Here is a 24,527-nt window from a genome sequence, read left to right as displayed (position 1 = left end):
ACACCACCGACTGGTAGTTGAACATGACAACGGGCAGGGACTCGTTCAACACAACCTGGAAGGTGACCGTGCTGGATCTGGACCCAAAATAGTTGATGTTGTTGTAATTAATGACCAGTTTGCGGTCAGGTGCCGTACCTGTGATGGCGTAGGAGTAGCTACCATTGCCAGCATCGATCAAGTCGTCCCAATAAGGCGCCAGCACCTGATCCATCTCAAGGCTTGGCAATGCCTGGTTGCTGTAGCGGCTGGTGTAGTCATCCCCCGTGAACACCAGGCCATTACTGGACATACGAACCCGGGATGTGTTGCCAAAAGGCGTGGTCAGGGCAAAATCGAGATCGATGTTCGCTACTGAATCATCACTGCTCGCCAATACGACGGTACCTTCAACGTCTTCCCACTGGTATTCCACTTCCCGGATCGATGGCATGTCGATCCCGGTCAGGGTGAAGTTTTCGTCGTCATAACCATTAACGGATACGCTGGCTTCGCCGAGCCAGTCGATGGTAATGGCGCCGGAATACAAGCCGTCGCCAGCAATGCTGTCGGAGCCGGTTCCATCATCCACCAGGGTGATATCGTTACCGCGGTAGCTGATGCTGATGGCACTGCCCGGTTCAGCGCATTGAAAGCTGGCGTAGCTTACGTCGATGGTGTCGCCATACACGGCGGTCACGGCATCGCTGGCGGGGCTCACCCGGCTGACAAAGGTGCTGTCGGTGCAGTTGATGGCACCTTCACCAGCAGGATTAACAAGTTGCAGGCGGCCTTGACGGGTGGCGCTGCTGTAAAGCTCCTGATCGGTTGCGCTATTCAGCAGCAGGGTTTTCAGTCCTTGTGCCCGGGCGTTGGGATATTGGGCAGCCATCAGTGCCAGTGCGCCGGTTACGTGTGGCGCGGCCATGGATGTACCGGAATAGCTGTCGTAGGCATCACCCGGAACAGAGCTGTAGATCTCTACACCCGGGGCGGCAATATCGACGGAAGATGCACCGTAGTTGGAAAAGTCAGCCAGGGCACCGTCTTCGTCGATCGCTGCGACTGAAATGATGTTTTCGACGTCGTAAGAGGCTGGATACGTGGGTGACAGGTCGTTGTTGTTGGAGGCGTTACCCGCCGCTGCAACAAACAGAATGCCAAGTTCGTTGTGGGCTTCAATGGCTTCAATCAACACCTGACTGAAAGCACCGCCGCCCCAGCTGTTGTTGGTTGCCACCAGGTTGATGCCCTTGTCTGACTTCAGGCTGGCGAGGTAATCCAGACACTCGATGGCACCGCTGGCATAGCCACCATAGTAATCCAGAAAACGGCAAGGGATCAGGGTTGCCTGCCAGGCGACCCCGGCAACACCGATGGCGTTGTTACCAACACCGGCAATGGTGCCGGCGACATGAGTGCCATGGCCGTCGTCGTCCATTGGGTCGGAGTCGTAGTCGCGGGTATCAATGCCGTGCACATCGTCAATGTAGCCGTTATTGTCGTCGTCGATGCCGTTGCCAGCAATTTCATCCGGGTTGGTCCAGATATTGGCGGCCAGATCTTCGTGGTTGTAATCAATACCTGTGTCGAGCACCCCAATCACAACGTCCTGACTGCCGGTGGTGTAGTCCCAGGATTCGGGGGCGTTGATATCGAAATCGGTGTCGCTGTGCATGCCCCACAGGCGGTCATACGCCGGGTCGTTCGGGGTGGTGAAGGCTTCGACAAAATAGTCCGGGTAAACAGCCTTTACACCGGGAATGCTTTCCAACGCGGTGATGCTTTGTTTCAGGCTTTGGCCAGAGGGTTTTTGCAGGGTTTCGATGTTGTTCAGATGACGGCCCTGTTTCAGCTGCGTCATCTGGTTGTAAGCGCTGTAACGCCCGGTAGAAGCTTTGCTCTTGTCTGCTTCGGTATCCCAAACGACGATCAAGCGTGAATCGTGAACTTCATGCCCCATATACTGGGCGGCATGGGTGGTAGGCGCATAAGCGGCGGCTACCGCCAGTGCGAGTGCAGGCAAGCGTGTCATCTCGTTCCCTGAGGTATGTTTGAAAAAGATGACAGATCCTAACAATCGATCGATCCCTGATCAAACACCAGATGAGAACGTTCTCGATTGCCCCTGACTCAGAGCAGCTTGTTGTTCACACTCTTGCGGCTGCGCAATTTGTCAGCGTTTTGCCTGCATTACCCACTCCAACGCATCCAGGCGTTTCTGGCGGTCGTAGATGTCGTTGGTGAACATCAATTCGTTGACTCCCAGATCCTCAACCAGTGCTTCCAGTTTGGATTTCAGGCTGGCGGGACCACCGGCGACTTGCATGGCCAGAAATGACTGCACCTGTGCCTGAGTGGGGATGTCCCAAAGTTCATCCATATTTTCCACCGGTGGTGGCAGAAACAGCGGTTGTCCGGTCATCAGCGCCATCACCCGTTGTTGGCTGCTGGTGGCCAGATAGAAAGCTTCGGCATCGGAAGTCGCTGCAATCAACGGAATACAGGCCATCACGTAAGGCTCTGACAGGTGTTCAGAGGGCTGGAAATCCCGCTTATAGATGGCAATGGCGTCGCGCAAATAGCGCGGCGCAAAATGCGCCGCAAAGGCGTAAGGCAAGCCGCGCATGGCCGCCAACTGGGCACTGAACAAGCTGCTGCCCAACAGCCAGATAGGCACACCGCTGCCTGCACCGGGATACGCTTGCACGCGTTTGTCTGTGGTTACCTGTTTGCCTAACAGCCGTTCCAGTTCGGCGACTTCTTCCGGAAACCGTTCAGCCCGCATGTCGTCACGGCGGAGGGCTCGACTGGTGATCGGGTCGGTACCTGGTGCGCGTCCCAGTCCCAGATCAATTCGATCACCATAGAGTGCCTGCAAGGTGCCAAATTGTTCAGCGACGACCAGCGGCGGATGGTTCGGCAGCATGATGCCGCCAGAGCCAATGCGAATATTTTCGGTTGCAGCGGCCAAATGACCAATCAGAACCGACGTCGCCGAGCTGGCGATGCCTGCCATGTTGTGGTGCTCGGCCAGCCATAACCGCTTGAAGCCGAGAGCGTCTGCATGACGGGCATGTTCAGTCACGGATTGCAGGGTTTGCGGCACGTCCATGCCCGTTGGCACGGTGGCCAGCTCCAACAGTGAAAAGGGAAGTTCGGCGAGTACGGACATAGCAACCTCAAGCGTGTTCAAGGTGTTTATGCTGACACTGAGCCTGCTGGAACAACAGTGGGGGCATTGGTAATCAGTGTTTCGATTTTGTTGTGCGGTTGAGATCCAGGGATGTTTTCGGGGGGTGTCGTATTGGGCTGCAGTGCGGGGTTGTTGGCGGGAGGGAGCGGAAAGTCTGGATAGTGACCTGAATATGTTGTTGAACATACTGTAAATCAGAATAGGGTGGCTGATGACTGGCGATAACGGCAGTTCGATTAATAACAGCCAAAGAACAACAGCAAATACCAACAGCCAGGCAATAACATCTGAGCAGGAGACTTTATGAGCATACTCAATCCAAACCTGACACTTGAGCAACTCAACGGCATTGGCGCGTCGATGCTGCCTGGCCATCTGGGCATTGAAATACTGGCTCTGGAGCAAGGCAAGCTGACCGCGCGTATGGCCGTGCAAAGCCATCACATGGCGCCGAACGGATTCCTGCACGGTGGCAGCGTGGTGTCATTGGCGGATACCGCGACCGGCTACGCGACGGTGGCGCATCTACCGGAAGGTACGCAGTCGTTTACCACCATCGAACTGAAGGCCAACTATTTTTCCAGTGTGAAGGAAGGCGCGGTGGTGCTGTGCGTGGCCAGCGCCCAGCACCTGGGACATTCTACCCAGGTATGGGACGCTGAAGTGACGGACGAAGCCAGCGGCAAGCGGCTGGCACTGTTCCGGTGTTCGAACATGGTGTTGTACCCGAAAGGCTGAATATCAGTACCTTTGTCAGCATGCGCAGATAAGGCCAGTAAAGCGCTTTTCATTGACGCAGATAGGCGTAGAGTACGCCAGCTTGAGCGACGAGGCTTCGTATCGTAACGGAGGAGCAAACTTGCTGGCTTTATTTCAACCCGTGCTGTTTGTCTGCGGCATGCTGGCAATCAGCATGGCCGTGTTTATGTTGGTGCCCATGCTGGTGTCGGTCGCAACGAACGACCATGAGTTACCGGCGTTTCTGATTGCCTCGGCCTGCTCGGCAGGGATGGGCTTGTTGCTTCTGCTGTTCAATCGACCCCGTCACTTCAACCTCAATGCCCGCCAGCTGTACCTGCTGACCAGCCTGACCTGGTTGATGCTGTCGTTTTTCAGCGCGCTGCCGCTGACGCTTACCGATCACCCGTTAAGTCTGACCGATGCGGTGTTCGAAGCTGTCTCCGGTATTACCACAACGGGTTCTACCGTGATGTCGAATCTGGACCACACGCCGCCTTCGCTGCTGCTGTGGCGTTCGATGCTGCAATGGATTGGTGGCATTGGTGTTATCGGCATGGCGGTGTCTATTTTGCCGTTCTTGCGGGTTGGGGGAATGCGGCTGTTCCAGACCGAATCTTCCGACTGGTCGGAAAAATCCATGCCCCGCTTTCAACATCTGGCGCGTGCCCTGGTGCTGGTGTACATAGGTATGACGGTGCTGTGCGCGCTGGCCTACTGGTTTGCCGGTATGACCGGCTTTGATGCCATCAACCATGCCCTGACAACGGTATCGACCGGTGGTTACGCCACCAGTGACGCTTCCATGGGGCGCTTTAACGACGCGATTTTGTGGATTGCGGTGGTCTTTATGATGCTGGGAGGCATGCCCTTTACGCTGTTTATTCGAATGCTGTCACGGCCCAGCTGGCGCATTCTGCAAGACGACCAGATTCGTGGATTTGTCTGGATCATCGTCGGGTTGGTTACAGTGTTGTTTTTGCAGCAATGGCTAACGACCGATCGAGCACCGTTTGAAATCCTGACCCAGGCGGCCTTCAACATTGTTTCTGTGATCACGACCACCGGGTTTGCCTCTGCCGACTACACCTTGTGGGGCAGCTTCAGTATGGCGCTATTCTTTTTCGTGACCTTTATTGGCGGCTGTTCCGGGTCGACCAGTGGTGGAATGAAGATATTCCGATTCCAGCTGTCGTGGCTGTTCCTGCGCGACCAGATGCGCAAACTGGTGCATCCCCGTGGCTATTTTGTGGTGCGCTACAACGGCAAGGCCGTGACCGATGACATCATGGTCTCGGCGGTGGCATTTTCCTTCCTGTTCTTTCTGGTGCTGACCATTACCACCCTGGCGCTGGCCCTGACTGGCCTCGATGTACTGACCTCGCTGACCGGCGCGGCCACGGCCTTGACCAACGTCGGCCCGGGCCTCGGCGACATCATTGGCCCAGCGGGCAACTTCGCTTCCCTGCCAGATAGCGCCAAGTGGATACTGAGTTTGGCGATGATCCTTGGGCGGCTGGAGCTACTGACGCTGATGGTGTTGCTGTCGCCAGTGTTCTGGCGCGGGTGAGTTGGCGGGGCTGATGCTGCAGCCGCAACGTTATGCAGGTCGCAGTATAAAGATGGTCACGCGCTCTTATCGGTTTGGAAGTACACCTCAAAGCCTTCTGCAATAGTGATCGGAAGGCCCGTTAACTGAGACAGCTCGCGGGCTTTCTTCATGATTTTGCGAGGTGAGCGGGTGGTGTAAAAGTTCGACAGGCAGACCTCCGCTGCTGTTTGGGGAGCATTAGCAGGTTTGACGAGCAGAGCGATGTAAAAGTAGGAAAACGCGTGTTCCTGGGCATTGTGTACCGATCTGAAGTTGATCCTCAGTGACTCGAAGCCAGCGACAGGCGCGCTTTTCTCATCCGATGCATCAAACAGGCTCTGTCGTACAGTTACCGTTTCGGCGTTGATGCTGACGCATCCATTGGCCCGCGTGAGCCGAATGGCAGCGGCCATAAAAAATGCAGCGACCGCCAATGGAATGACCACAGCTCCGCCGTTGTCCAGAATCAGATACACCATCACCATTACAATACCGGTCAGAACCCAGCCGAGGCTTTTGACGATACGGCTGGTCTCCGAGGTCATCCGTATGACGTTGCGCTTCATCGTGTCTTCCTAATCCTGGTGATGGAGAAATATCTGCCTGGTTCGCGTTCATGGTGCGCGGTGCATAACACCCTACGTCTCAAAAACAATCATGTAGGGTGCGGCAACCCGTTCATGTAGGGTGCGCACTGCGCAGTGCGCACCGAAAACCCGCTGAAACCCGCCGTTAAGCACCCAGTACGTGAATAAACACCATCACGATCAGCGCGATGTTCACCAACAGCGCCACACTGAAGAAATAACTGCGTGGGCTGGGGTTTTTCTCGGTGGCGATGGCGTAGTAGAGCACCATATGAAGAATTCGGGCAACGGCATAGACCCAACAAATTGCCCCCAATTTGAACGGGTCGAAGCCGCTTAAAATGCCAATGATGGCCGGGCCAGCCAGCAACGGCAGGTTCTCCAGCGAGTTCATAAAGGTGCGATGGCTGCGGAACACGAACGATTCATGCCCTAACTTTTCATTCACCACGCCCGGCACATAATGTTGCTGCTTGCGGTGAGCAATCATGGCGATCACGCTTTGCGCCATCACCGTGGCGAAAATCAGCATCAACGCCTGCATGGCGAGGCTGTATTCGGTCAGGATTTCGTTCATCGGATTTCCTCTTCGGGTGTTTGTGTCGCTGGTGTTTGAATCAGCAGGCGATCAAAACGACAATCAAAACAATGCCAGCCGCTTGGCCATGTCCTGCCATTCACGAGAACGACTGTCACTGCTGGCGCGCTGGCTGGCTACTCCATCGACCAGCATGTTGCTGGCAAGGTTCAGCCCCCAGGTGGATTCCAGAAACAGGCTGGCCTTGGATTTGTTATGCAGTACGTAGGGCGTGTAGTCGCTGGCCCAATGACAGAACTCGTCGGTCAGAATCACCAGCTGGACGCCTTTTTCCACCGCAATATCGCAAATAATGCGGGTTTCTCGGGCATAGGGAATCACGTCGATCAGGATCAGCACTTCATAGCCAGGCTGACGTTCGGGCGTGCCCAACAACTCGCCCAACATACCGTCGTGAGCCGACAGGTAATGCACTTTAGGACGCGCCAGTGATAGCCGGCGGCTAAAGTCTTCGGCCAGTCCGCGCACGGTTTGAAAACCAGAGACGAACACCCGTTCGGCGGTGCTGACGTGGCGAATCAGGCTTTGCCACTCCTCACTCTGGAACTGTTCAAACAGCCGCATCATGGCCTGCATCTCGTGATCGAGCACTTCTTTATGACGGCTGATTTCCGCGCTGGGCTGATGGTGCTCCGACACCACCGGGATCATTTCCTGCTGAAGTTCCTGTTTCAGTGCCGATATGCCCTGATAGCCCGCCCGTTTCAGAAAACGACTGACCGTGATGGCGCTGACGGCGGCTTTTTCGGCGATGGATGCACCGGTCTCGTAACCGATGCGTTCCAGATTCAGCAATATGTACTGGGCCACACGGGCTTCCGATGGACTTAACTGAGGCATCAGTTCCTTGATGTGCTGGGCCGAACGGGTGGCCAGATATTCGGGTTTGGACGAAAACGTATTCTGCATTCTGGCCTCGATGTTAGTTGCTCAGAGGGGGTGGGGCTGTGGTGTCCTTCTGTGGTGCGTGTTTTTGGCGTCGTGCACCGATTACGATGTCATTTCAGGTGTTAAAACACGCCAGCTTTCCGGATTTGTTTTTATAACCTTCTGATTTAAATGGAAAAAATAATAATGTTATAAATCTAACATATCTTGATGTTGTGTGATTTATACCCGATTTTACACTGTGGATCATCCATTGAACGACTGTCCGTCTACTCAATCCGAGGTGATCCATGAAGGTTCTGAATTCTGTATCTGCTGGCTGTCAGCAGCTGACCCGATCGTTAACTCTGGCCTGTGCGGTGTCCGCCGCTGCCGTTTCTGCCCCTGTCATGGCTGCCGAAGAGCTGAATCTGTACAACTGGGGCGACTACATCAACCCGGAAGTGCTGACCCGTTTCACTGCAGAGACTGGCATCAAAGTTAACCTTGACACCTACGGCTCCAACGAGGAAATGCTGGCCAAGTTGCAGGCTGGCGCTACCGGTTACGACATCGTATTTCCGTCGGTACATATGCAGGACATCATGTCCCATCTGAAGCTGCTGCATAAAACCAACATCAACCAATCCGCTGGCTTCAAGAATATCGACCCGGCCCACCTGAAAGCCAAAACCGACCCCAAGGGGGAATACTGCCTGCCATACGCCTGGGGTTCTGTGGGTATTGTTTACAACAAGGAGCTTGTGCCAGAGCTGAACAGCTGGAACGAATTCTTCGCACTGCCAGAGCAAGGTAAAAAAATCGCCATGCTCGACGATATGCGTGAAGACATTGGTATTGCGCTGATTCTGCAAGGTGAAAGCGTGAACAGTGTTGATCGCGACCAGCTAAAAGCGGCACAAGCCTTTCTGATTGAGCAAAAACCAAACGTCTCTGCCTTTACCTACGACAGCATCCCGATGGTGCAGTCCGGCGATATCGCCGCAGCCCAGTGGTACGTCGGTGCCATGATGTACGTGCTGGAAGACCCGGAAAAGCTGGCTTATGTGATTCCGGAAGAAGGCGCGACCATGTATCAGGAAAACATGTGTGTGCTGAACAGCGCACCGAACAAGTCCAACGCCAAGGCGTTCCTCGAATTCTTTATGAAGCCTGAAATTGCCGCCCTGAATGCGGCTCAGCAGGCTAATGGCACGGCCAACAAGGCGGCGGTTTCTCTGTTGCCGGAGAATCTACGTGCGAATCCGGCAGTTAACCCTCCGGCTGAGGTGATGGACAAGCTGCAGATCTTTGAAGATCTCGGCAAAGGCCTGAAGCTGTATGACCGCGTCTGGACCAAGGTGCGTACCGCTTCCTGACGGTCGATAGGGTGGCTGGACAACAGTGTATTAGCCGCCCTGTTCACATCAGCCATTCCAATCCGTACTCCAATCTCCCATCCAACCAATGTCGCCGTGTATTCGAGTAGTTGCCGGTGACTCCCGAGGTGTTTATGTCGATAGCGTTTTCCCACAATCCAGCCAGCGATTACCTGCGGGTGCGCAATGCCGTTCGTCATTTCAACACACCGGAAGGTGGGGTGGTGAAGGCGCTGGACGGCATCAACCTGAACATCGGTCAAAGCGAATTTATTACCTTGCTGGGGCCGTCCGGCTGCGGCAAAACCACGTTGCTGAAAATCATCGCCGGGTTTGAACGGCTCGATAGCGGCAAGATTACTCTCGACTCACAAACTCTGCTGGAACTGTCTGCCCACCGTCGTCCGGTCAATACCGTGTTCCAGTCCTACGCGCTGTTTCCGCACATGAGCGTGGGCGACAACGTCGGCTACGGTCTGGAAGTGGCGGGCGTGAAAAAACCGGAACGTGTTCAACGCATCGGCGAAGCGCTGGAAATGGTCGGCCTGGCGGGCATCGAAAAGCGGCTGCCATCGCAACTGTCTGGTGGTCAGCAACAGCGCGTGGCTCTGGCCCGTGCGATTGTGAATCGCCCCAAGGTACTGCTGCTGGATGAGCCGCTGTCGGCACTTGATCGCCATTTGCGGATGAAGATGCAGATTGAACTGAAAAACCTGCAAACCGAATTGGGCATCTGTTTTCTGTTTGTGACCCACGATCAGGAAGAAGCGCTGACCATGTCGGACCGCATTGTGGTGCTGAATGGTGGCAAAGTAGAACAACTGGGGACACCAACCGAAATCTATCACCGTCCTGCCAGCCGTTTTGTTGCCGACTTCATTGGCGAGAGCAACGTGTTTGAAGGCAAGGTGGTGCGCTTTGATGACTTCGGTGCCGACGTGCAGTGTGGTGAATTGTTGATTCGAACCGAGGATCGCAACCTGATTACCGGCTCGGCCGTGGAAGTCATGCTGCGGCCAGAGCAGTTTACCTTGTTGGATTCCAGCACGTCGGCCGCCGGACAGCAGGTACTGACCGCCACGCTGGAGCAAGCTGTCTTTGTAGGCAGTGATCACCAGCTGGTGTGTCGCCTGGCTTCAGGCCAGCAAATCAGTGCGTTGGTTCGTGGCCATTGTCATCACTTGCAAGTCGGCCAACCGCTGCAGCTGGCGTATTCATCAGCGGATGTTCATACCATCCCGGCCGTGTTTTAACGGAGGGCTGACGGATGCGAGCACTCTCCCGCGAAACCACGGCACTGACCCTGTTACTGGCGCCCGTTACCTTGTTTCTGGCGATCTTTTTTCTGATTCCACTCGGCATTATGGCGGTTTACAGCCTGCTGGAACCCGGCTTGTATGGCGGCGTGGAATGGAGCTTCTACCACTGGAACTACGGCCGTATTCTCGGCTGGGCCGATGGCTTTATCGAAGAGTTCGATATCGTCTATTTGCAGGTACTAGGACGTTCGATGGGACTGGCGGCGCTGACGGTCATAAGCACCTTGCTGATCTGTTTTCCGGTGGCGTTCTGGATCAGCCGCTTGCCTGCCAAACAGAAGAACTTCTTTATCTTCCTGATCACACTGCCGTTTTTTACCAGCATGATCGTGCGCCTGTACGCCTGGGTGTTGATTCTGCGTGACTCCGGCTTTGCCAATCAGTTGCTTGAATGGCTGGGCCTGATCTCAGAGCCGCTCGACCTGATGTTCACCGGCACCGCGGTGATCATAGGTATGGTCTACATCTTTATTCCGTTCATGTTCCTGCCGATTTATTCCAGCATCGAAAAGCTCGATATGTCGCTGGTGCAGGCATCGCAGGACCTCGGTGCGTCGCCGTTCACCACCTTCCGTCGCATCGTGCTGCCCAGCGTGATGCCGGGTGTCATCGCTGGCTGCATTCTGGTGTTTATCCCCAGCCTCGGAAACTTCGTGGTGCCGGATCTGTTGGGCGGTGCACGGGTAGTGATGATCGGCAATCTGGTCGAGCAGCAATTCCTTTACGCCCGTAACTGGCCATTTGGTGCTGCGCTGTCGATGGTGATCATCGCTGTGATGATGCTGCTGATGGCGGTGTACCTGTTCCGTGTCGTCAAAGCCGACAGCAACCGTTAATCCGGGAGGAGATTGCTATGAATCGTTCGTTAGGTAAAACGCTGCTGACCGGATACGGCTGGTTGTTCTTTCTGTTCCTGTACGCGCCAGTGGCATTGATTGTGATCTATTCCTTCAACGCCAACCCAATCAACGTAATGACCTGGAAAGGCTTCACCTGGGACTGGTACGTCGGCCTGTTTGGCGGTGCTACCACGGTGTCGGAATCATCCCTGTATGTGGATTCAACCGATCAGTTGTTAGACGCCTTGCTCACCAGCCTGAAGGTCGCCTTCAGCGCGACGGTGATTGCCACCGTAATGGGCACCTGCGCGGCACTGGCGATGGCGCGCTACCGTTTTCGCTTCAAGGGCTTCTATCAGGCGCTGTTGTTTGTGCCGATGGTGATGCCAGACATCGTGCTGGGCATTGCCTTGCTGATTTTCTTTGTTGGCGCGGGCATCAGCCTGGGGTCAACCAGCATTGTGATTGGTCACTGCACCTTCCTGACCAGCTACGTCTTTATTGTGGTGAGTGCCCGCCTGGCCGGAATGAACCCGCTGGTGGAAGCGGCCTCGGCCGATCTTGGCGCCAACGAATGGGTGACCTTCCGCCGAATAACCTTGCCGCTGATTCTGCCGGGCGTGATCGGTGGTGCGCTGCTTAGCTTTATTATTTCGATGGACGATCTGGTGATTACCTATTTCATCAGTGGCGTTGATTCCACCACCTTGCCGGTTTACATCCTCAGCATGATCCGTCGTGGCATCAAGCCCGAGATCAATGCCATTGCCACCCTGATGCTGCTGTTTTCCATCGCCATTGCAGCGGCAGGCATCTACTTCAAATCCAGAAACACCGCTCAGTGAGGGACGGACTATGAATACTCAAAAGACCAAATTGCGTGGCCGCGAACTGGGCTTGCCATTTCCCGGTGTCACTGGACCAAACAATGCCATCACCGACGTCGTTGGTGTCGAGGTGGGTTACACCACCTTGATTGACGACAACCCGCAGTCACCAGCTCGAACGGGTGTTACCGCAATCCTGCCGCGTGGCAAGGACAGCACTCCACGGCCGGTATGGGCGGGCACCTTTGCGCTCAACGGCAACGGCGAAATGACCGGCACTCACTGGATTCAGGATGGCGGCTATTTTGTTGGCCCGATGATGATCACTAACTCCCACGGTGTGGGTATTACTCATCATGCCGCCACCAAATGGATGATTCGCCATTACGGTGAAAGCTGGAATAACCATCACCTGTGGGCCATGCCGGTGGTCGCTGAAACCTACGACGGCGTGCTTAACGACATCAACGCCCAGCATGTCACCGAAGCCGATGCGCTGGCAGCGCTGGAATCTGCTTCAGGAGGGAATATTGCCGAAGGTAACGTCGGCGGCGGCACAGGCATGATTGCCTACGACTTCAAAGGCGGTACTGGCACCGCCTCACGGGTGATCGAAATTGACGGCGAACGCTACACCGTCGGCGTACTGGTGCAGGCCAATCATGGTTTGCGCCCGTGGCTTAACGTACTGGGCGCACCGGTGGGCAAGGCCATGCCGGATAACCGCATTCACGACGTTCACGAACAGGGCTCCATCATTGTGGTGGTCGCCACTGACGCACCGATGCTGCCACATCAATTACGCCGAATGGCCAAACGCGCGGCGATTGGGATTGGTCGCAATGGCTCACCGGGAGGCAATAACTCCGGCGATATCTTTATGGCTTTCAGCACCGCCAACGAACAGGACTTGCCGCAGCTGTCCGGTGCCATGCGCCATATGACCTGCCTCAACGACGAAGTATTCGACGACTTCTACATGGCGGCAGTGGAGGGCATTGAAGAAGCCGTGATTAACGCCATGTTGGCGGCGGAAGACACCCCGACCTTCAAACAACCGGCAGGCAAGGTCTGCGAAGCAATTAATGGCGAAGCACTGGCGGCGCTGGTGAACCGCTATCATGACCGCCATCAGAGTGCGTGAAACTTCAGGGTAGTGATACATCCAAACCGAGGTTATTTGCGTTGGTTTGGGACTATTTGGACCTGATATCCTTTTATGGAATTACAAGTCGCCTGTCTTCTGAAAGATATAAGGTATCGCCGTCCCAGCCCTGGAATATGCTTTTGTTCGTATATTCCAGGGCCCCCGGAGGAAGCAGCTGCAGCTTGCCTTTGTACTCAGCCTCTCCCGATTCATTGTAGATTTCACTTCGATAAATATTGTTTTGAAGCTTTTCAATGAAGACGTAAACCCCACCATCTGAGCCGCCAACCCAAAATGCAGATTCTGGAACTGAGGATGGTTTGTTCCTGATAGATGATTCCTCGGTTGTTGAGTCACAGGCTGGTAGCAGTGCTAGTAGAATCAGAGGCAATAGAAGGTATTTCACCAAACCACTCCGTTGTAGTTGATTGCTTACATCGGTAATACACGGCTCTCAGCCAGTGTTCACCCCTCCAATCGCTCCCGGTACTGCGCTTCAATCCCCTGAATATGCTCTTGCACATAGTCCACAAAGGCTTTCATTACCGGGTTGGGTTGTTTGTCGTTAAGGTATACCAGGCACCAGGAACGGCGCAGTGGAAAGCCTTCTAACGGCAGTTCTACCAGTGCCCCGGCGTTCAGTTCAGAAAGTGCGGTCAGGCGTGGAATCACGGTGACGCCCAGGCCTGCCATGACGGCGTGTTTGAGGCCGTCGTTGGAGTCAATTTGCAATACTGGCTCGAGTGATACGCGAATCTGGCGTGCCCACAGGTTCATGGCCTGGCGGGTGCCGGACTCTTCTTCTCGTACGATCAATCCGGCGTTGAGAAAGTCGCGTATTGAAACCTGCTTTTGCGCCAGTAGTGGATGATTGGGCGGTACCACCGGGATCAGTTCGTTGTCCAGAAAGGGCAGGGTGTCGAGGTGTTTGTCTACCGGGGCCATGCCCATCACTGTGAGGTGGTCGGTGTTGTTTTGCAGCCGTTCGATGGCTTCGGTGCGTTGCACCATGCGCACGTGCACGTTGATTTGTGGGTGCTGTTTTCTAAACTGCGGCAGCAGCCATGGCAGTACGCAGTGTGCGGTGTCGACGGCTGCAATGTGCAGATCACCAGCGACCTGGCTGCCCATCATGATTAGTTCGTTTTGCAGCGCTTTTAATTCCCCGAACATCACATCGATGCAGCTGGCCAGCTTCTCACCGGCGGCGGTGCAGAACAGTTTTCGTCCTGCGTATTCAAACACTGGTTGACCTAGCGCCTGTTCTAATTGGCGTACCTGAGAGCTGACGGCGGGCTGGGTCAGGCCCAGTTGTTCGCCAGCTCGGCTGTAATTTCGGTGTTGATACACAGCACGAAAGACTTGCAGCTGTCTGAATGACAGTCGATTCACCAGCTGTTGGACGGAGTTGGGCATGTTTTCGGTCTGTGTGATCTATGTATAAGCTTCAGCTTATAGATACTCAAATAAATATCAATTTTGGCTTCATGAATGCCTGCCTTACTGTGCCGTGACTGGATTCAACGAGGAATCGATCATGCTCAAGAAGGTACTTATCGCCAACCGTGGCGAGATCGCCGTGCGTATTGTCCGAGCGTGCGCTGAAATGGAAATTCGTTCGGTGGCTATTTATACCGAGCCTGATCGTTATGCCCTGCATGTGAAGCGTGCAGATGAGTCTTATTCCTTGGGTGAAGACCCGCTGGCCGGTTATCTCGACCCGCTGCGCATTGTTAACCTGGCGGTGGAAACCGGTTGTGATGGTATTCATCCGGGCTACGGTTTCCTGTCTGAAAATGCCGAATTCGCCCGTTTGTGCGAAGAAAAGGGCATCACCTTTATTGGTCCAAAATCTTCTGTAATTCATGGCATGGGTGACAAAACCCAGGCCCGTGATTCCATGCGTGCTGCTGGCGTTCCGGTAACGCCGGGTTCTGATGGCAACCTTGCCAACGTGGATGAAGCACTGGCGCTGGCCGAAGAGGTTGGTTACCCGGCGATGATCAAAGCCACTTCCGGTGGCGGCGGTCGGGGGATTCGTCGTTGTGACTCGCCGGACGAGCTGCGTCAGCAGTATCCGCGAGTGATTTCCGAAGCCACCAAGGCTTTTGGCTCAGCCGATGTGTTCCTTGAAAAATGCATTGTGAACCCGCGCCATATCGAGGTGCAGGTGCTGGCCGACAGCCATGGCAACGTGATTCACCTGTACGAGCGTGACTGCTCTATCCAGCGCCGTAACCAGAAGCTGATCGAAATCGCCCCAAGCCCGCAGCTGACCCCTGAACAACGTGAGTACATCGGTAATCTGGCGGTTAAAGCTGCCGAAGCGGTGGGCTACGAGAACGCCGGTACGGTGGAATTTCTGCTGTCGGGCAACAAGGTGTACTTCATGGAGATGAACACCCGGGTTCAGGTGGAGCACACCATCACAGAGTCCATCACGGGTGTGGATATTGTGCGCGAACAGCTGCGCATCGCCTCTGGCCTGAAGTTGAGCTATCGCCAGGAAGACATCAGCTACCGTGGCTTTGCTTTGCAGTTCCGTATTAACGCCGAAGATCCGAAAAACGATTTCCTGCCAAGTTTTGGCCGCGTTACCCATTACTACGCACCGGGCGGTCCGGGCGTGCGGGTCGATACCGCCATTTACACCGGTTATGAGATTCCGCCGTATTACGACTCCATGTGTCTGAAGCTGATTTGCTGGGCGCTGACCTGGGACGAAGTGATCGCCCGTGGCAAGCGCGCCCTTGACGACATGCGTCTGCGCGGCATCAAGACCACCGGCACCTATTACCAGCAGATTCTGGATCACCAGGACTTCAAGGCTGCGAATTTTGACACCAGCTTTGTGCCGACCCATCCGGAGTTGCTGAATTACTCCGAAAAACGCGACCCAAGCGAAATTGCCCTGGCACTGGCCGCCGCCATTGCTGCCCACATGGCTGCCTGATCAAGGAGATATGAAGATGAGCAAGAAGCCAGTACAGGTAACCGACGTTACATTGCGCGATGCCCACCAGTCGCTGATCGCCACCCGTATGCGTACCGAAGACATGCTGCCGATTTGTGAAAAACTCGATGCCATCGGCTTCTGGTCGCTGGAAGTGTGGGGCGGTGCCACCTTTGACGCTTGCGTGCGTTTTCTGAAAGAAGATCCATGGGAGCGCCTGCGCCAACTGCGTGCAGCGCTACCGAACACCCGTCTGCAAATGCTGCTGCGTGGCCAGAACCTGCTGGGCTACCGCCATTATGCCGACGACGTGGTCGAAGCCTTCGTGCACAAGGCGGCTGAAAACGGCATGGACGTGTTCCGTGTATTCGACGCACTGAACGATATTCGTAACCTCGAAACCGCCATGAAAGCAGTCAAGGCGGCGGGCAAGCATGCCCAAGGCACGCTGTGCTACACCACCAGTCCGGTGCATACGCCAGAGTTGTATGTGCAGCAAGCCAAAGACCTGATCAACATGGGCGCTGATTCCATCGCCATCAAGGACATGGCCGGCCTGCTGACGCCTTACGCCACCTTCGATCTGGTGAAGGCTTTGAAAGACGCGGTGGATGTCGAGGTGGTTATCCACAGCCACAGTACTGCCGGTCTGGCGCCGCTGGTGCAGCTGAAAGCCATCGAAGCGGGTGCTGATCGCATTGATACGGCGATTTCTTCTTTCGCCAGCGGTACCAGCCATCCGGCCACTGAGTCTCAGGTCGCGGCGCTGAAAGGCACCGACTACGACACCGGCCTGGATCTGGAGAAGCTGGGCGAGATCGCCGATTACTTCCGCGAAGTGCGCAAGAAATACCACCAGTTTGAATCCGAGTTCACTCGTGAAGACGTGTCGGTGCAGATCAATCAGGTGCCGGGCGGCATGATGTCGAATTTGGCCAACCAGCTGAAAGAACAGAACGCGCTGGACAAGATCCGCGACGTGTTTGACGAAATTCCACGGGTACGTGAAGACCTGGGCTTCCCTCCGCTGGTAACGCCGACGTCGCAGATTGTCGGTACCCAGGCGGTCTACAACGTGCTGTCGGGCGAGCGCTATAAAACCATCACCAACGAGGTGAAACGCTACCTGCAAGGTGGTTATGGCAAGGCGCCAGCCAGCGTCAACGCCGACCTGCAAAAGAAAGCCATTGGTAACGAGATCGCTATCGAACACCGCCCGGCTGACGATCTGGCACCGGAAATGGCCAAGCTGAAAGCCGATATCGGCGAGCTGGCCCAAACCGACGAAGACGTACTCACCTTCGCCATGTTCCCGGACCTTGGCCGTGAGTTCCTGCAGCAACGCGCTGCCGGCACCTTGCAGCCAGAAGCACTGCTGCCGGTCGACAGTGGTGAGAAGAAAATGGGCATCGCCACCGAGTTTGCCATTGATGTGCACGGCGAAAGCTACGACATCGCCGTCACCGGTGTGGGCGACTTCGGTGCCGGCAAGCGCAAGATCTATCTGTCGATGGACGGTGTACCGACCGAAGTGGTGTTCGAGCCGCTTAATGAATACGTCGACGGTGGCGAAACCAAAGGCCGTAAACGGGCTTCCGAACCGTGCCATGTGACCGCCGCTATGCCGGGCAATGTGGTTGAGGTACTGGTGAAAGAGGGCGATGAAGTGAAAGCCGGTCAGGCGGTACTGATTGCCGAAGCCATGAAGATGGAAACCGAAATCCACGCCAACGTGGCTGGTAGCGTGAAGGCCATTCATGTGGTGAAGGGCGACCGCGTCACGCCTGGCGAGGTGCTGATCGAGATCGGCTGATTTAAAGAATCAGGAATTTGTGCCGTTTGTGTGCGACTTACCCCTCGTGCAAACGGCCAAATAAAGTGCCCCACCGCTCATCCAGGGTGCTTTTCTTTGGTGGCTGAAGCCCGGTTTGAGGCGGTTTTAAGCGTCTGAATTGTTCGCTTCAGTCACAATTTTTATTCCAGAGCCCTGTTGGCTGAATTTCTTTCATTCAACAGGTGTCTATTTGTCCGCACTGTCGTAGTCTTCTGCCAAAGATGACTGCGTCAAGCGCGGATAGCCGTATTGAAAATGTGTAATTCCAGAGTGGGAGCTGCGATGAAAAAACTGGTTCAGGGTGTGCTTAATTTCCAGAAAGATGTTCATCCGGAAAATAAAGAGCTGTTTGATGAGTTGGCTACAGGCCAGAGCCCGGAAATCCTGTTTATCACCTGTTCTGACTCCCGTATCGACCCTAACCTGGTGACGGGTTCGGAGCCGGGCGATCTGTTTATTTGCCGTAACGCTGGCAACATTGTGCCGCCACATGCGCACCACACCGGTGGTATGACGGCTTCTATCGAGTACGCCGTGGCGGTACTGGGTGTGCGCCATATCATTATCTGTGGCCATGCCGACTGTGGTGCCATTAAAGGCGCGCTGGACATGAGCAAGGTGGAAGGTTTGCCACACGTGCACGAGTGGCTGGGTCACTGTCGTTCGGCGATGGACATCGTCCGTGAGCGTCACCAGATTCCGCGCACCAATCCGATTGATGGCTGCCACCTGAACGAATGCATCAGCGAAAACGTGTTGCAGCAGGTTCAGCACATCCGTACTCACCCGGCGGTTGCTTCCAAGGTCGCGACGGGCAAGGTGTTTGTTCACGGTTGGGTATACGACATCAAGAGTGGCGACATTCAGGCCAGTGACGAACACTGCACCAAATTCCTGTCATTCGATGAGCGTTACAAAGACGTGATCGAACAGCTGTAATCACTGTTTGTGAACAAAAACAGCCGCTGCTGTCTTCAGACAGTAGCGGCTTTTTTGTGGTGTTGCTTTGGCTCCATTGGCTTAGAGCAGCTGGGTTAGCGCGGTAGCATCAAATTCCATTTGATGGCACTGATGCGCACCATAAACACCAACAGCAAGGTCGAAATCACCGCCGCATTGGCATCCACCTTGTGCCACAGCACCGCATACAGCATCGACCCCGCCCAGCTGGCGGTGGCGTAGAACGGCCCCTTGAACACCAGTGGCTCTTCGTTCAGCAAAATATCCCGCAAAATCCCGCCGGCAACGCCGGTAATCACCCCCATAAAACTGGCGACCAGCCAATTGGTGCCCACCATCAAGGCCGCTTGTGTACCGGCAATGGTGTAGAGCGCCAGCGCGATGGCGTCGGGAATTTCAAACCAGCGTGCCTCCAGTTCGATACGTCGGGCCACCCAGAACGTCAGCAATGCGCCGACCCAGGTGATCACCAGATAGCTGGGGTCGCCAATCCAGAAAACCGGCCGATCCAGAATCACATCCCGCAGGGTGCCACCGCCCAACGCGGCGCAAAACGCTATGATCATCACGCCGAACAAATCGAATTTTTTCTGGCGGGCGTCAATCACCCCGGCAGCGGCGGAAAACACCGAAGCAAACAGGGTAGACCAGTACAAAATGGCGGCGGTATTGGGGGAAAAGTCCATCACGTTCAGTGGTGCTCAGGGTCAGAGAACAGAAAGTGGCGGACTTTATCAAAGGCGACTGTGGCTTGAACAGACACAGTCGGGGTTAGGCAGATTGCCGAAACGCGACAGTTTATTGCCCGATCAGCATTTCCAGTACGAACTTGGAGCCAAAATACGACAGGATCAGAAAGGCGGTGCCGGTCAAGGTCCAGCGACTGGCCGTAACGCCGCGCCAGCCGTAGCGGTAGCGGCCAAACAATAATACGGCAAACACCGCCCAGCCGATGCTGGCAAACGCCACCTTGTGCACCAGGTGCTGGGCTTGCATGTCGCTGACGCTGGGCCAGCCAATGGCAAAGGCCAACGTCAGCAGGATTTCACCCAGCCAGATCATCTCGAACAGCAGTAAATCCATGGTTTGCAGTGGTGGCAGTGCCTGAATCAGGCCGTGGGTCTTGTGGCTGCGCAGATGGCGGTCCTGCAGGTACAGCAATACCGATTGCACAGCGGCAATCACGAACACGCTGTAAGCCAGAATCGACAACAGAATATGCCAAACCAGACTGTAACTCAGGTGATCGAGAGAGAACTTCTGGTCGGTTGCTGCCGCCAGCAGCAACACCAGACTGATCATCGGTAGTAGCCCAACCAGCAGGTTTTCTACCGGTTTTCTAAGGCTCGAAAACAACACCAGCAGCACCATCACCAAACCGATGACGGCACCAATATCAAAGAAGGCAAAATTGATGCTGGGGTGGTCCACCGGTGACGCATAAAGCACGGCGTAACCCACATACACCAGGTGGGCGATGGCCCCCAGCATGCTGAACGTCAGCACCTGATTGCGAGCAGCGGGACGCTTTCCTGTCACCACTTGCCATTGACGAAACGCCGCCAGCGCGTAGAGCACGATGGCCGGCAGTACGATAAGAATTTCAGACATAACCAGTGTTCCATTAAGACTGGCTCAGTGTCGCACATGGCCTTTGCTTAGCAAAGTCGATGAGAGTCAATTTCATCCGCCTGGATCAAGACAGCGTGACCTGATTATCGTGAATTCTTGACCTGTTGCAGCCATTGTTGATCGCGCCAGCTGCGGTTGTCGTTCAGGTTGGCTCTGGCCCAGTGCAGGGCCTTGGTGTGGTTGCCCTTGATGTTGTGGTAGTAGCGACTGATTTCGTAAGCGTGGACGCTGGCCTGATTGTGCAGTCGGTAATGAATGCGGTGGGCGATCAGCGACTTCCAGCGTTTGGCGTCGCGGGCTCGCGGCTGACTGTGCAGCCAGGCTTCGCTGACACGTAGCATCAGAGCGTCGTCCATCAGCGAGTCTTTGGCGTACAGCTGCGGCAGGGTGTGGATAACGGCCTGATATTGTTGGGTTGCCAGCGCGCTGTCTGCCCATTGGGCCCAGAATGCCACCGGCAAACTGTCGGCTGGGTATCTCTGGGCGATGCTGTCTAACACCTTGAAGGCTTGCTGGTGGCTGTCTGTATCGTGATGGCTTTGCTGCTCCAGGTACTCGGCGTGCAGCTGGCTCAGCCAAACGTCCATATAGCGCGGCAGGGTACGAGACTCGGCTTGGGGTCCGGCTTGAGGGACGGCTCGGGACTCGGATTGAGGGACGGCTTTGGATAAGCCGCCCTGATTCGTGTGCTGGAAGCTGGCGTCCTGCGGCTGGAAAGCCGCTTGTGAAGACCGCGCCTGCTGAATAATGGCTTGCAGGTTGGCATCCTGATTACTGCGCGCATCAGACAAACAGGCGCTGACGACCAATGTGGATGCTTTTAGCAGCAGGGATTTACAGCTGGCTTCGGCAGCTTCGAATTCGCCCAACATCACTTCCGTGCGGGCCTTCATCAGCATGGCACTCGGCCAATAGCGGCTGGTGGGTGGAATCTGCTGTAACTGCTCCAGTGTCGTCGCAAAGCGATGGTTGTATTGGTCGATGCTGGCCAGTGTCAGTTGCTGCCAATCGGTCGGTGTTTGCTCAAATATTTGAGGGTGTTGTTGGATCAGTGTCTCGGCAATGATCACGTGGTCTGAGCCGGACGGAAGCGCCCGACGAGCCAGTTGCTGGTCGATGTAATCCTGAAATTCCACAACAGAAAACGCAGCAGGTGTTTGCGCCAGCAGTTGCTCCAGTCGTTTGGCAATGTCCGGTACCGAATGCGACCAGACAGAAGTGGCCATGGCGGCCAGTAGCGTAAAGACGAACAAGGGTTTCATAGCCAGGACCGCTCGTTGATTGGCCATCCGGGCCGATGATTATGGAAGATAGTCGCTTTTTCCCCAGCTCCCCCGACGACCGCTTGCATATACAGCGGTGCCGGAGGCTGGGTGGAAAACACAGGGGCTCGATCTACTGGTTAAGCAGATCCTGCAGTTGGGACGTTTCCAGCTCGGTGCCGGTAAAGGTCAGTTCGTCGATGGCGACGGGCTCCGCCGTAAGAGGGTCACTGACGGCAAAGGCATCGTTAACGAAACTGAGCAGGTCGGCTTCTTCAGTATCGTTGTCCTGATACTGATCCAGCGTGTCGGTCAGCTTGTTGGCGTCGTCGCTGTCCGAACAACCCGCCAGCAACAATGCCGTGGCAGCAACCGCCGGGAGCATTAATGGTTTAAGCATCATGGCTGCCTCCTCAGTTGCTGGAACCCGGCAATGGGGCCTTGAAGTAAGGGAACGCGGCGTCGAAGTAGCTGACGTTCACTGGTGCGCGGTCGGTCAGCTCGGCGGTGCCAACCGGTGCATCGCTGGTTTCGCAGAGGCCCAGGTTGTCTCCGGCATCACCGGCGGTGCCGCTGCCATCCAGATCGACAGCAATGGGATGGCACAGTGCGCCCATCACCACGCGCAGGGCGATGTCGACCACATCGTCACCGGGACGACGACCGTTGGGGAAGCCGGCCAAATCACCGGCTACCACGCCAAAGGTGCTTTGCTCAGAGGCGGTCGTGGCCGCCACGGCGGTGTTCAGACGCACCATTTCAGACAAGGTACCGTCCGACAACTGATTTACACCGGGGAAGCCGGTCAGGAAGGCCGTCACCAGATCGGCACGGGGGAAGTTGGTTGGCGCGATGTTGGCGTTGGCGTCGCCGGTCAGGGCTTCACCAAACAGGATATTGATCAGGGCTGGCAGCGTCGGGTGGGTGACGTAGTCGGCAAACTGTGTGTCGTTAACTGGCTCAGAAGCATTGAAGGTGTCTTTTTTCGACAGGCCAATCACAACCTCATTCACCAGCGGCATGCCCAGTCGGGACACCTGCACGTAAGCACCGCCGTACACGTCGGGCTTATCGAAGTCGGCGTTCGGATTCTGGATACGCACCTGCTGGGTGCTGGCGGTGGTCCAGCCACCAATCACGGTGCCGGACTCGCCCAGCAGACAGTCTTTATGCAGTTTCAGCGCAATGGTGGTGACGTTCTTGTCGGCCAGGTCATCGTTGGCGTCATCCTGAATGCCCTGCCAGGTTTCATCGCCCAGTGGCAGTGGAATGTAATTCACCAGGTCGAAGGTTTTGCCCAGATTCACTACAAACGGGTCTTTGCGTTGACCAACAAATACTTCACCGCCTGAGCAGCTGTCGATGCTCAGATCGTGCACATAGCCTGCGGCGTAACTGGCGTAGTCAGCAAAGGATTTCTCACCGATGTTGTCCATCGGCTTGTCGTAACTCATGCCGCCGTTCAATACGGTTCGGGTGCCACTACGGCGGTCGCCGGTGACCATCGCAACAGTGTAGGTTTCCATATAGTTGGTGGCGCTGGCAGCCGGGTCGGTGGTGTCGATCTGGCCGAAGTTTTTCAGGGGGATATCGACATCGCGGTCGTCAATGGTCAGGGCCACACCTCCGTCACCACCCAGTGTTTGGCTGAATTGAAACTGGAAAGTGACGTCTTCCATGCCATCGCCGTTTTGGTCGATGTGAATTTCGTACAGGCCGTTGGGGTCCAGACTGAAATAGTTGGGGCCGCCGTAGGCATCTTGCAGAGGCACGTAGTTGGCCATCAGCACCACGTGATCCGGATTGTCCGCCATGCCGTTGTCATCGGCGTCGGTGTAATCCATAAACATATAGAAGTCGGCGGCATCAAGCGTCGGAGTACGAGTGATGGCCGGGGCTTCACGGTGACTGGAGGCGAGCACGGTTGGAGCGGACAAGGCAACGGACGTTGCCACGGCCATAAAAGCCGCTTTTGGGAGTGTGTTCAAACTGCGAACCTCTTGTTATTGGATGTGGGCTGCTGTTTGTACAACCCCGCACAACAATGACACGGGCTCGCGTTTTATCGGTGCGGTGTTTTGTTAAGAAACACTGCACCAGGTTGGGTTATGTGACTCGGCTGTTGGTTTTCGCTATTTGGCCGCTGCGGTTGGGGATTTGAACACTTCTGCGCCACTGGCGGCGACCGGCAGTGGCAGACGGAAATTCCAGGCGATCAGCAGGTTCATGACCAATGCGGCCCAGAACGAGTACAGCACCAGCTCAAATGGCATGCACCACAGCGCAATGGCAAACAGGACCACGTCGAATGCCAGATGCACCCAACCTGCGCGAATGCCAAAACGGGTATCGACCAGCAGCGCCACAACGCCCATACCGCCCGGGCTGCAGTGATGCCGGAACAGGGCAATGACGCCAATGCCCACGCAACAACCAGCCAATGTTGCCGCCAGCATGGGCGAAATAGATTCAAACACCAGAGCGGTTTTCAGCCACGGCGTCAGTGCCGAGATACCGGCCACCGCAAACAGCGTACGCAAGGTGAAGTCGGTGCCTTTCATGCGCCAGCACAGCCACATAAAGGGCACATTGATGATGGCATACCAGAGCCCGAAATCGACCTGACTGAACATCCCCAACAGGACTGCCAAACCGGCAAGCTGACCGGTGATCAATTGGCTGGATTGCAGGAAGACCACCCCCAGGCTGATCATAATGATGCCGAAGGCAATGCCTTGCAGATCGTAGTAGCTGGGCAGGTGAGTGTGCAGTGGTTTGCAGAGGTCGCGAACATGGCCAAACAGGCCCGGCGCACCCCA

The 24,527-nt window shown here is 55.6% G+C and carries 23 protein-coding genes; 10 read left to right on the top strand and 13 right to left on the bottom strand.

The features are described 5' to 3' along the window. Positions 1 to 2,014, bottom strand: a 2,014-nt coding sequence (locus G516_RS22355; RefSeq protein ID WP_156879037.1) for a S8 family peptidase, incomplete at its 3' end; no start/stop codon positions are given. Between the two features lie 141 nt (positions 2,015 to 2,155). After that, entirely contained in the window at positions 2,156 to 3,154 is a 999-nt protein-coding gene (locus G516_RS0112615; protein ID WP_028293958.1) for an LLM class flavin-dependent oxidoreductase, read from the bottom strand. 324 nt (positions 3,155 to 3,478) lie between these two features. Between G516_RS0112615 and G516_RS0112610 the strand changes: the two genes are divergently transcribed. Together G516_RS0112610 and G516_RS0112605 are read left to right on the top strand one after the other, a co-directional pair. After that, a complete protein-coding gene (locus G516_RS0112610; RefSeq protein WP_028293957.1) occupies positions 3,479 to 3,913 on the top strand; it encodes a PaaI family thioesterase in 435 nt (144 codons plus the stop codon). Positions 3,914 to 4,034: 121 nt separating this feature from the next. Next, positions 4,035 to 5,483: a TrkH family potassium uptake protein gene (locus tag G516_RS0112605; RefSeq protein ID WP_028293956.1), complete on the top strand. Its 1,449-nt coding sequence runs from the start codon at positions 4,035 to 4,037 to the stop codon at positions 5,481 to 5,483. Positions 5,484 to 5,539: 56 nt separating this feature from the next. On the opposite strand, the gene G516_RS0112600 is transcribed toward G516_RS0112605, so the two are convergent. The 3 genes from G516_RS0112600 to G516_RS0112590 all read right to left on the bottom strand — a co-directional run bounded on the left by G516_RS0112600 (position 5,540) and on the right by G516_RS0112590 (position 7,598). Then, complete coding sequence (locus tag G516_RS0112600) at positions 5,540 to 6,070, bottom strand: hypothetical protein (protein ID WP_156879036.1); 531 nt, start codon at positions 6,068 to 6,070, stop codon at positions 5,540 to 5,542. A 166-nt stretch (positions 6,071 to 6,236) separates the two neighbouring features. After that, complete coding sequence (locus tag G516_RS0112595) at positions 6,237 to 6,668, bottom strand: MAPEG family protein (protein WP_036536334.1); 432 nt, start codon at positions 6,666 to 6,668, stop codon at positions 6,237 to 6,239. A gap of 63 nt (positions 6,669 to 6,731) precedes the next feature. Beyond that, the gene (locus G516_RS0112590; RefSeq protein ID WP_028293953.1) at positions 6,732 to 7,598 is read right to left on the bottom strand and encodes a MurR/RpiR family transcriptional regulator; all 867 of its coding nucleotides are present in this window, start codon (positions 7,596 to 7,598) and stop codon (positions 6,732 to 6,734) included. A gap of 269 nt (positions 7,599 to 7,867) precedes the next feature. Between G516_RS0112590 and G516_RS0112585 the strand changes: the two genes are divergently transcribed. From G516_RS0112585 to G516_RS0112565, 5 genes are all read left to right on the top strand, one after another. Continuing rightward, the gene (locus G516_RS0112585) at positions 7,868 to 8,935 is read left to right on the top strand and encodes a polyamine ABC transporter substrate-binding protein (protein WP_051219397.1); all 1,068 of its coding nucleotides are present in this window, start codon (positions 7,868 to 7,870) and stop codon (positions 8,933 to 8,935) included. 134 nt (positions 8,936 to 9,069) lie between these two features. Next, positions 9,070 to 10,188, top strand: coding sequence for an ABC transporter ATP-binding protein (locus G516_RS0112580; RefSeq protein WP_028293951.1), 1,119 nt, complete (start codon positions 9,070 to 9,072; stop codon positions 10,186 to 10,188). A gap of 14 nt (positions 10,189 to 10,202) precedes the next feature. Beyond that, entirely contained in the window at positions 10,203 to 11,090 is an 888-nt protein-coding gene (locus G516_RS0112575; protein ID WP_028293950.1) for an ABC transporter permease, read from the top strand. Positions 11,091 to 11,107: 17 nt separating this feature from the next. Then, entirely contained in the window at positions 11,108 to 11,938 is an 831-nt protein-coding gene (locus G516_RS0112570) for an ABC transporter permease (protein WP_084645044.1), read from the top strand. A 10-nt stretch (positions 11,939 to 11,948) separates the two neighbouring features. Next, positions 11,949 to 13,064 (top strand): DmpA family aminopeptidase, encoded by a 1,116-nt coding sequence (locus tag G516_RS0112565; protein ID WP_028293948.1) that lies wholly within the window; start codon positions 11,949 to 11,951, stop codon positions 13,062 to 13,064. 73 nt (positions 13,065 to 13,137) lie between these two features. On the opposite strand, the gene G516_RS0112560 is transcribed toward G516_RS0112565, so the two are convergent. Further along, positions 13,138 to 13,473 (bottom strand): hypothetical protein, encoded by a 336-nt coding sequence (locus tag G516_RS0112560; protein ID WP_028293947.1) that lies wholly within the window; start codon positions 13,471 to 13,473, stop codon positions 13,138 to 13,140. A gap of 59 nt (positions 13,474 to 13,532) precedes the next feature. Then, positions 13,533 to 14,483, bottom strand: coding sequence for a LysR family transcriptional regulator (locus tag G516_RS0112555; protein ID WP_028293946.1), 951 nt, complete (start codon positions 14,481 to 14,483; stop codon positions 13,533 to 13,535). Between the two features lie 121 nt (positions 14,484 to 14,604). On the opposite strand from G516_RS0112555, the gene G516_RS0112550 reads away from it, so the two are divergent. The 3 genes from G516_RS0112550 (at position 14,605) to G516_RS0112540 (ending at position 18,793) form a co-directional block, all read left to right on the top strand. Next, positions 14,605 to 16,020, top strand: a complete 1,416-nt coding sequence (locus G516_RS0112550) for an acetyl-CoA carboxylase biotin carboxylase subunit (RefSeq protein ID WP_028293945.1) — start codon at positions 14,605 to 14,607, stop codon at positions 16,018 to 16,020. A gap of 16 nt (positions 16,021 to 16,036) precedes the next feature. After that, on the top strand, positions 16,037 to 17,833 hold the full coding sequence (gene oadA, locus G516_RS0112545) for a sodium-extruding oxaloacetate decarboxylase subunit alpha (protein ID WP_028293944.1): 1,797 nt from the start codon (positions 16,037 to 16,039) through the stop codon (positions 17,831 to 17,833). Positions 17,834 to 18,136: 303 nt separating this feature from the next. Further along, on the top strand, positions 18,137 to 18,793 hold the full coding sequence (locus G516_RS0112540) for a carbonic anhydrase (protein WP_028293943.1): 657 nt from the start codon (positions 18,137 to 18,139) through the stop codon (positions 18,791 to 18,793). Positions 18,794 to 18,888: 95 nt separating this feature from the next. Here the strand turns inward: G516_RS0112540 and G516_RS0112535 are convergent, their stop codons facing one another. The 6 genes from G516_RS0112535 to G516_RS22350 form a co-directional block, all read right to left on the bottom strand. After that, positions 18,889 to 19,500: a trimeric intracellular cation channel family protein gene (locus G516_RS0112535; RefSeq protein WP_028293942.1), complete on the bottom strand. Its 612-nt coding sequence runs from the start codon at positions 19,498 to 19,500 to the stop codon at positions 18,889 to 18,891. Positions 19,501 to 19,612: 112 nt separating this feature from the next. After that, complete coding sequence (locus G516_RS0112530; RefSeq protein ID WP_028293643.1) at positions 19,613 to 20,425, bottom strand: cytochrome C assembly family protein; 813 nt, start codon at positions 20,423 to 20,425, stop codon at positions 19,613 to 19,615. Positions 20,426 to 20,529: 104 nt separating this feature from the next. Further along, the gene (locus G516_RS0112525) at positions 20,530 to 21,708 is read right to left on the bottom strand and encodes a hypothetical protein (RefSeq protein ID WP_156879017.1); all 1,179 of its coding nucleotides are present in this window, start codon (positions 21,706 to 21,708) and stop codon (positions 20,530 to 20,532) included. Between the two features lie 133 nt (positions 21,709 to 21,841). Further along, entirely contained in the window at positions 21,842 to 22,111 is a 270-nt protein-coding gene (locus G516_RS0112520) for a hypothetical protein (RefSeq protein WP_028293641.1), read from the bottom strand. 10 nt (positions 22,112 to 22,121) lie between these two features. Beyond that, positions 22,122 to 23,696, bottom strand: a complete 1,575-nt coding sequence (locus tag G516_RS0112515) for a DUF4331 domain-containing protein (protein ID WP_245582652.1) — start codon at positions 23,694 to 23,696, stop codon at positions 22,122 to 22,124. A gap of 144 nt (positions 23,697 to 23,840) precedes the next feature. Next, on the bottom strand, positions 23,841 to 24,527 hold a 687-nt coding region (locus tag G516_RS22350), incomplete at its 5' end, for a YitT family protein (protein WP_211225111.1).

Source organism: Oceanobacter kriegii DSM 6294 (genome assembly GCF_000422845.1).
Taxonomy (GTDB): domain Bacteria; phylum Pseudomonadota; class Gammaproteobacteria; order Pseudomonadales; family Oceanobacteraceae; genus Oceanobacter; species Oceanobacter kriegii.
The sequence above is the reverse complement of the archived record's forward strand: the minus strand, read 5'-3'. Positions and strand labels throughout refer to the sequence as shown.

What these genes read in the sequence shown, in the direction of transcription:
- G516_RS0112555 (WP_028293946.1), bottom strand. Translation starts at nt 14,483, where the DNA reads ATGCCCAACTCCGTCCAACAGCTGGTGAATCGACTGTCATTCAGACAG.
- G516_RS0112550 (WP_028293945.1), top strand. Translation starts at nt 14,605, where the DNA reads ATGCTCAAGAAGGTACTTATCGCCAACCGTGGCGAGATCGCCGTGCGT.
- G516_RS0112535 (WP_028293942.1), bottom strand. Translation starts at nt 19,500, where the DNA reads ATGGACTTTTCCCCCAATACCGCCGCCATTTTGTACTGGTCTACCCTG.
- G516_RS0112600 (WP_156879036.1), bottom strand. Translation starts at nt 6,070, where the DNA reads ATGAAGCGCAACGTCATACGGATGACCTCGGAGACCAGCCGTATCGTC.
- G516_RS0112565 (WP_028293948.1), top strand. Translation starts at nt 11,949, where the DNA reads ATGAATACTCAAAAGACCAAATTGCGTGGCCGCGAACTGGGCTTGCCA.
- G516_RS0112615 (WP_028293958.1), bottom strand. Translation starts at nt 3,154, where the DNA reads ATGTCCGTACTCGCCGAACTTCCCTTTTCACTGTTGGAGCTGGCCACC.
- G516_RS0112590 (WP_028293953.1), bottom strand. Translation starts at nt 7,598, where the DNA reads ATGCAGAATACGTTTTCGTCCAAACCCGAATATCTGGCCACCCGTTCG.
- G516_RS0112585 (WP_051219397.1), top strand. Translation starts at nt 7,868, where the DNA reads ATGAAGGTTCTGAATTCTGTATCTGCTGGCTGTCAGCAGCTGACCCGA.
- G516_RS0112540 (WP_028293943.1), top strand. Translation starts at nt 18,137, where the DNA reads ATGAAAAAACTGGTTCAGGGTGTGCTTAATTTCCAGAAAGATGTTCAT.
- G516_RS0112610 (WP_028293957.1), top strand. Translation starts at nt 3,479, where the DNA reads ATGAGCATACTCAATCCAAACCTGACACTTGAGCAACTCAACGGCATT.
- G516_RS0112530 (WP_028293643.1), bottom strand. Translation starts at nt 20,425, where the DNA reads ATGTCTGAAATTCTTATCGTACTGCCGGCCATCGTGCTCTACGCGCTG.
- G516_RS0112575 (WP_028293950.1), top strand. Translation starts at nt 10,203, where the DNA reads ATGCGAGCACTCTCCCGCGAAACCACGGCACTGACCCTGTTACTGGCG.
- oadA (WP_028293944.1), top strand. Translation starts at nt 16,037, where the DNA reads ATGAGCAAGAAGCCAGTACAGGTAACCGACGTTACATTGCGCGATGCC.
- G516_RS0112595 (WP_036536334.1), bottom strand. Translation starts at nt 6,668, where the DNA reads ATGAACGAAATCCTGACCGAATACAGCCTCGCCATGCAGGCGTTGATG.
- G516_RS0112580 (WP_028293951.1), top strand. Translation starts at nt 9,070, where the DNA reads ATGTCGATAGCGTTTTCCCACAATCCAGCCAGCGATTACCTGCGGGTG.
- G516_RS0112570 (WP_084645044.1), top strand. Translation starts at nt 11,108, where the DNA reads ATGAATCGTTCGTTAGGTAAAACGCTGCTGACCGGATACGGCTGGTTG.
- G516_RS0112525 (WP_156879017.1), bottom strand. Translation starts at nt 21,708, where the DNA reads ATGAAACCCTTGTTCGTCTTTACGCTACTGGCCGCCATGGCCACTTCT.
- G516_RS0112520 (WP_028293641.1), bottom strand. Translation starts at nt 22,111, where the DNA reads ATGATGCTTAAACCATTAATGCTCCCGGCGGTTGCTGCCACGGCATTG.